We start from the raw sequence: 7068 nt of genomic DNA on the forward strand, positions 1-7068 counted from the left end.
ATTTCTACTTTGGAATAACAAAAAAAACCTGGGCACCAACCCAGGTCTAAAATTTAAAAAACAGATAAATATCAGTGCAATAAACTCATTTTTCTAATTTCGCATAACGTGTGTTATGTTAATTTTAAGTATTCTAAAGAAAACACAATTATGCCTTCAATATTTGATTTAAAAAGTTAAACCAATTTTGAGAACTGATTTTCTCGATCAGCGCTTCAGAAAAACCACGTTGCTGCATACGTTCAAGTAGGTAAGGCATATATGTCACATCACCCAACTCCAATGGCAGCAAACAACCGTCAAAATCTGAACCAAACCCAACATGATCTTCTCCCAAATGTTCAAGTAAATAACTGAGATGATCGATAATGGTGTCAATTGAGGTGTTCGGATCACGCTGTCCATCGCTTCTTAAAAAAGCCACATCAAAATTAATACCGACCATGCCATGACTTCGTTGAATGGCTTGTAATTGCGAATCTGTGAGATTTCGCGCTTGAGCACACAAGGCATGCACGTTGGAATGGGTAGCGACAATCGGCTGATTAAAGCCTTTAAGGATATCCGCAGTATCCCAAAAAGCGCGCTCATTCATATGAGAGACATCAATGATCATGCCTTTGTTTTCACAGATGCGTACTAATTCTTTGCCTTGTTCCGTTAAACCTGATCCAGTGTCTGGCGAATGCGGGAAAGATGCATTCAGACCATCCCCAAACCGACTTTTCCGATTCCAAAGTGGCCCGATACTCCGTAAACCTTTTTCATAAAAAGTATCCAAAAGTTTAGGTTCGCATTCTAAAACCTCGGCACCTTCTAAATGCAGCACAATCGCCAATTGCTGATGCTGAAAACAGGTCTTCACTTGTTCTAAAGATGTGCAAATCTGAATTTTGCCTTCAGAACGTAATTGCAACTGCTGAGCCATTTCCAACTGAGCAGTGCAAATCTCAATGATCTGTTCTTCACTAAAATCCGTTGCAGTGCGATCTTTAATTTTTTCCGGATAATGCTTTTGCAAATACCCGTAAGGGGGGAGAAAAATTGAAAATAATCCTCCCATCCATTGTGCTTCCTGACAACGTTTGAAATCTAAATGTCCAGGCAACGTACCATGAAGGAATTCATGCACTGGATCTTTGGCAGAACTGAGCCATAGACTGGTCAATAGGTCATTATGTCCATCAAAGATCATGTCTTCAAGTGTCCTGATTAGTCGCTCACGGTACGTGTTGGAATCAATTGTTTTTGACTGAGTTGTCTAGAATTTTTAGGATTTCTAAACACCAGTTGATCAAAAGGAATCGGGGTTTCACTTTCGATTCGAGCATTTAAAATCTTATAATGATCAGGTGATTTACCACAAACAGGATCAGCATTTTTAGCATCACCCGTCATCATAAATGCCTGACAACGACAACCGCCATAATCTCGATCTTTATCTGAGCAGCTTTGGCACATGTCTGGCATCCAGTCATCACCACGGAATTCATTAAAGCTCAGTGAGTCATACCAAATCTCGGAAAGTTGACTCTCTTTAACATTTGGGAATTGAATGGGGAGCTGACGTGCCGCATGACAAGGTAGGGCAGTCCCATCTGGAGAGACTGTTAAAAAGATTTTACCCCATCCGTCCATGCAGGCTTTTGGACGTTCTTCATAATAATCCGGGACCACAAAAATCAATTTACACTTGATATTTTGTTCCTGAATTTTTTGACGATATTCATTAGTAATGCGTTCAGCACGAACCAATTGTTCTTTGGTCGGTAATAAGCCTTGACGGTTCTCATAGGCCCAACCATAAAATTGGCAAATCGCCAATTCAACGGTATCCGCTTCCAACTCCAAACAGAGCTCAATGATTTGATCAATTTGATCAATATTATGCCGATGAATAACGAAATTCAGCACCATAGGATAACCGTACTGTTTCACCAGACGTGACATATCATACTTTTGCTGAAATGCATGTTTAGAGCCAGCAAGGGCATTATTCACGACGGGATCACTGGCTTGAAAGCTGATTTGAATATGTTGCAAACCTGCTTGTTTTAACCCTGCAATCCGTGCTTCGTTTAAGCCCATACCTGAGGTAATCAAATTGGTATAGAAACCTTTTTGATGTGCATACGCCACCAATTCTTCAAGATCTTGACGAACTAAAGGTTCACCCCCTGAGAAACCCAGTTGAACGGCTCCCATTTGGCGTGCTTGGTCAAAAACATTAAACCATTCCTGTGTGCTCAACTCTTGATTATGCAAAGCATAATCAAGAGGATTAGAACAATAAGGACATTGTAAAGGGCAACGATAAGTCAATTCAGCCAATAACCACAGTGGCAGCCCTACAGTTGCTTTCATGCTAAATCAATCCAATGTTCACGTTGAGCAACCAACATATATTCAATAATGTCCTGTTTGATTTCAGGGATATCACCAAATTTTGCGGTGACTTTTTGAATAATATCAGCAATCGTGGTTTGTCCATCGATATACTGACCAATTTCACTCGCGCTTTCATTCAATTTGATCATACCTTCAGGGTACAGGAGAACATACGCATTTTGAGCCGGTTCAAACTGAAAACGATAACCTTGACGCCATGTTGGAATAATCGATAAATCTAATTCAGGTAAACTCATTTGAATAATCCCTTATGCCAAACATGATCAGCGGTGACACTATGATAAGGCGCTTGGTTATGCACATAGGCCAAAGTCAAAGCATCTAAAATGGTCCAAAGAATGTCCAATTTAAATTGTAAGATTTCGAGCATACGCTCTTGTTCTTCAACCGTTTTAAACGAATTTAAGGTGATGGTCAGACCATGTTCTACATCGCGGCGTGCTTGACTTAGACGAGAACGGAAGTAGGTATAGCCCTGTTCTTGAATCCAAGGATAATGTTTCGGCCAAGACTCTAAACGAGATTGATGAATTTGTGGTGCGAATAATTCAGTTAAGGAACTACTTGCTGCTTCACGCCAAGTGGTACGACGCGCAAAATTAACATAAGCATCTACGGCAAAACGTACACCAGGCAATACCAATTCTTCAGAAACCACCTGTTCGCGGGTTAATCCCACTGCTTCTGCCAAGCTTAACCACGCTTCACGACCACCGCCATCAGGATAAATACCATCTTGATCGATCATGCGTTGAATCCACTCTTGACGCACACGTTGATCAGGACAATTGGCCATAATGGCCGCATCTTTCAGTGGGATATTAATTTGGTAATAGTAACGGTTTGCCACCCAAGCCTGAATTTGCTTTTGTGTCGCTTTCCCTTCATGCATCATAATGTGAAAAGGGTGGTAAATATGATAATACTGACCTTTGGCAAGAATCGCTTCTTTAAACGCTTCTGGACTTAAGGCTTCTGTAATCTGTTGCATCATGTCACCTTATAAATCGATCTGCATACCATCGAAAGCCACTTCAACCCCGTGCGCTTTTAATTCTGCAGCTTGTTGAGACTGTTCATTTAAGATCGGATTGGTGTTATTGATATGAATCAGCACATTACGCGTATTTTCGAGTTGATCTAAATAAGATAGAGACCCCCCCTCACCACTAATGTGTAAATGACCCATTTCTTGACCCGTTTTTTTACCAACACCGTATTCTTGCATTTCAGTATCAGTCCACAAGGTGCCATCAATCATGACGCAATCTGAAGCTTGCATGATTTGCATCACTTGATCATCAATTTTGCCTAAACCCGGTGCATAGAAGAGCTGCTTATGGGTTTTTAGATCTTTCACAATCAGTGCAATATTATCGCCATCATGTGGATCGTGACGGTGGGGAGAATAAGGTGGCGCAGCACTTCGAATGATTAAAGGCGTGAACTCTAAATGTTCAAATCCTTCAATTTTAAAAGAAGATTTTGGATCAATTTGACGATATTCAAATCCACCATTCCAATGTTTTAACATATTAAAAATCGGGAATCCTGTAGTCAAATCTTGATGCACCATGTCCGTACACCACACTTTAATCGGGCAGCCTTCACGAAGCGTTAATAGACCTGTGGTATGGTCAAGTTGACTGTCCATCAACACCACATTGGTGATGCCTGTATCACGTAATTTGCGTGCAGGTTGTGCCGCTTTAAAATCAAAAAGCTGCTGACGAATATCAGGAGACGCATTGCATAGAATCCAATCGATACCATTTTCAGAAATAGCGATTGAAGACTGGGTGCGTGCTTTAGCTTGAATCGTGCCTTGACGAAGACCATGACAATTGTGGCAATTGCAGTTCCATTGTGGGAAACCACCGCCCGCTGCTGAACCTAAAACATGAATATACATAGATCACTCTTTCCAAAAAATAAAAGCCCTAGTCGTCTAGGGCTTTTATTTGATTTAAGTCTCTTAAACCTTAGCGTGCTTCGAAATACATTGTGATTTCAAAACCAATGCGGATATCTTGAAAAGCTGGTTTAGTCCATTGCATGGGAGTGCTCCAAAAGGATCTTAATAAAGTTAAGATGAATAAAGAAAATTGTCAGATGTATTATATTCCTAGTCAATTAAGATATATACCTTATTTAAGAAACTACTATAATTTTAAGTAGGATGTAACATATGAATCGTTTATAAACTAGCTTTAAAGCTTTTATTACCTCATTTAAATAGTGGAAATTTCATTTAACATAATAGAGCTTATACGAAACGCAAAATAAATAGTGTTAAATTTCAAAAAGTTATGCTATAAGAAATCGGGGACGCAAACCCGAAAAGCCGACTTGGAAACAAGTAGGCTTTTTTTTAGGCGGTTTTGATAGTTCTTGCCAATCAATTTGTTTGAAAAGTAGTCAATTTTGCGATTTTGTAAATTTTATCAATACTTCAACCTTCAAAATTATCCCCATTTCTTGTGGATAAAACTTAGGCTGTTTTGTACGCCCTGGCGCACATGAAACTCGTCCCTTTGCTGCTATGTGGCATACTGGAATTTTTCTATGATGAACTCATCGGGAACAGGAAGTTTCATAACATAAAACAATAATTATAAGTTATTCGATAGGGATCAGAGGATAGTGAAAGTACATGAGAAAACATGAAAACCCCCGGCAGGATGCCGGGGGTTTTTATTATCTAAACTTTTTAAATTAGGGTTGGATGGGCATCCAGAATGCGAATCAGAGTCGCTGCAGGACCAGTCGGATAGCGACGGCCTTGTTCCCAGTTTTGTAGGGTTCTCGCGCTGATATGCAAACGTGCAGCAAATTCTGCCTGGGTTAAGCCAGTTTTCTCACGTACTTCTTTAATATCCGGCAATTCAAGTTCTGTGACTCGAACTGCCTTTATCTCATTACGTTTGATAGCACCAGCTTCTTTGATTGAAGCAACCAGGTCATCAAATAAGTTGTTATCCATGAAATTGCTCCTTAACTAATTGACGCAGGGTCGAGGTCTCTTTGTCTGTCAGATTATCTTTCACAGACTTTGAATAAGCGACTAGGAAAAAGATCTGATCATCTTCTGTGACCCAATAGTAGATCACACGGATACTGCCACTTTTACCCTTGTTACCTTGAGCACAGCGTACTTTACGGATTCCACCCCCATTCTTGATTAAGTCACCTTATCAGGCTGTACCAAGAGATCTTGCTGGAGCCGACGATATTCTTCATCACTCACCAGCTCTTTAATTTGTTTGGTAAAAATACTGGTTTCAATGAATAGTATAAGTTTAAATACGTCAATGGCGTATAAGAATTTTAGCAGTTTTGAAATAAAAAAACGAGAGCTTTAGACTCTCTGTAAGTCCAAAAAAGTAGCCCCATATCCATATTGGATAGGAGCTGTGTGGAAAAACATATAGTGAATTTTATAAGCAAAACGACACCCTCTAATTCTTGTTCTAGTTCTTTTTATAACTAAGAATTAGAGGGTTAATTTTTTGCCTCTGGAGTTTTATACTTATTGTTATAAGATTGATTAAAACACTTATTGATTAAATAATCACCACAAAAAACCTAGAATCTGATCAATGACTTATTTATTAGAGTGATTAATATCACACAATTAATTAAACTTAAAAATCACTATAATGAACTTATTTTTATTAATCATTTGAATAATCATTAATTCTTTAAGATAGATTGGCATAACACTTATAAATTTAATTTTTTATAAAATTACTAGCAATTTCTATAACTTATAGATTATTAATTCTGTGCTATCTATTATTTTTAGAAATAAATGTCCCTAACATAATCATGGAGGTACTAACTCCCCCTATTACTAAACTCATGAGTATTATTTCTATACTTAATATCTCTGTCCAATGGCTATGGTCACTCCACGGAATATATATGCCATGTCCAAATAAAAAATTTATAGTGCATAAAATAAGGAAGCTAATGAGAGTGGATATTATCAAGGTAACTATAAGATTTTTCCAAACTTTGCGTCCTACACACAGTACGAAAAATGTTAGGCATAACATTATGGTTATTGAGATTATTAAAATAATATTCCAATATTTCATTTTTATTACTCATAAGTTTTTTTATTAAACTTAATAAAATCCTATAGTTAATTTTTCTATATTTTTTAATATAAAATTATACTCATTATTAAGCAATATCATTATGTTCCATCATTATTACTATAATTCATAAAAAATGAGTTCTTTTCTAAATGATATCTTTAGGCTAGGTAAAAATAAAAAACCACACTTAAAAGTGTGGTCAATTTGGAGAACGTCTCAGGTCTAAAAAGAAAAAATAGTTAATTTTCCTCTTCACAGAAATTAGTAGAGTAATGCTTTCCTGATCTTTTTATCTGTCTTATACTGCGATAAAGCATATACAGCCCAGATTGCGGCCGGAAGCCATCCTAGAATAGTAATCTGAAGAAATAAACACATCATTCCTGCAAATGGACGACCTATCGTAAAAAACAGCAGCCAGGGAAAAATTAAAGCAACCAAAAGTCTCATATTACGGTCCTACTGATACGTTATTTCAGGTGAATTAATTTTCATTGAAGGGGTCAATTAAACAATTTTCGATCACGTTCTTCTGTTATAGGACTTACGCATTGAC

At 37.8% G+C, this 7068-nt stretch carries 8 protein-coding genes and 1 pseudogene; all 9 read right to left on the reverse strand.

Annotation, left to right across the window (positions count from 1 at the left end; all coding sequences use genetic code 11):
* Positions 1-148: 148 nt before the first annotated feature.
* The gene (locus B3Q46_RS05060) at positions 149-1195 is read right to left on the reverse strand and encodes a dipeptidase (protein ID WP_034706241.1); all 1047 of its coding nucleotides are present in this window, start codon (positions 1193-1195) and stop codon (positions 149-151) included.
* Between the two features lie 17 nt (positions 1196-1212).
* Positions 1213-2364, reverse strand: a complete 1152-nt coding sequence (gene pqqE, locus B3Q46_RS05065) for a pyrroloquinoline quinone biosynthesis protein PqqE (RefSeq protein WP_004781095.1) — start codon at positions 2362-2364, stop codon at positions 1213-1215.
* Positions 2361-2645, reverse strand: coding sequence for a pyrroloquinoline quinone biosynthesis peptide chaperone PqqD (gene pqqD, locus B3Q46_RS05070; protein WP_004781094.1), 285 nt, complete (start codon positions 2643-2645; stop codon positions 2361-2363). Before pqqD ends, pqqE begins: the two co-directional genes overlap by 4 nt.
* Positions 2642-3400 (reverse strand): pyrroloquinoline-quinone synthase PqqC, encoded by a 759-nt coding sequence (pqqC, locus tag B3Q46_RS05075; protein ID WP_004781093.1) that lies wholly within the window; start codon positions 3398-3400, stop codon positions 2642-2644. The genes pqqD and pqqC overlap by 4 nt, the downstream gene beginning before the upstream one ends.
* 9 nt (positions 3401-3409) lie before the next feature.
* Positions 3410-4321: a pyrroloquinoline quinone biosynthesis protein PqqB gene (gene pqqB / locus B3Q46_RS05080; RefSeq protein ID WP_004781092.1), complete on the reverse strand. Its 912-nt coding sequence runs from the start codon at positions 4319-4321 to the stop codon at positions 3410-3412.
* Between the two features lie 70 nt (positions 4322-4391).
* Positions 4392-4466 carry a pyrroloquinoline quinone precursor peptide PqqA gene (gene pqqA / locus B3Q46_RS05085; protein ID WP_075107140.1) on the reverse strand — a complete coding sequence of 25 codons (75 nt, stop codon included), beginning with the start codon at positions 4464-4466 and terminating at the stop codon, positions 4392-4394.
* A gap of 653 nt (positions 4467-5119) precedes the next feature.
* Positions 5120-5392, reverse strand: coding sequence for a NadS family protein (gene nadS, locus B3Q46_RS05090; RefSeq protein WP_004781090.1), 273 nt, complete (start codon positions 5390-5392; stop codon positions 5120-5122).
* A pseudogene (locus tag B3Q46_RS05095) lies at positions 5385-5704 on the reverse strand (type II toxin-antitoxin system RelE/ParE family toxin). The gene nadS and the pseudogene B3Q46_RS05095 overlap by 8 nt, the downstream one beginning before the upstream one ends.
* A 1069-nt stretch (positions 5705-6773) precedes the next feature.
* Positions 6774-6962, reverse strand: coding sequence for a YqaE/Pmp3 family membrane protein (locus B3Q46_RS05100; protein ID WP_034171740.1), 189 nt, complete (start codon positions 6960-6962; stop codon positions 6774-6776).
* Positions 6963-7068 lie beyond the last annotated feature (106 nt).

The organism is Acinetobacter sp. UBA2581 (assembly GCF_002339435.1).
Classification (GTDB): Bacteria; Pseudomonadota; Gammaproteobacteria; order Pseudomonadales; family Moraxellaceae; genus Acinetobacter; species Acinetobacter variabilis.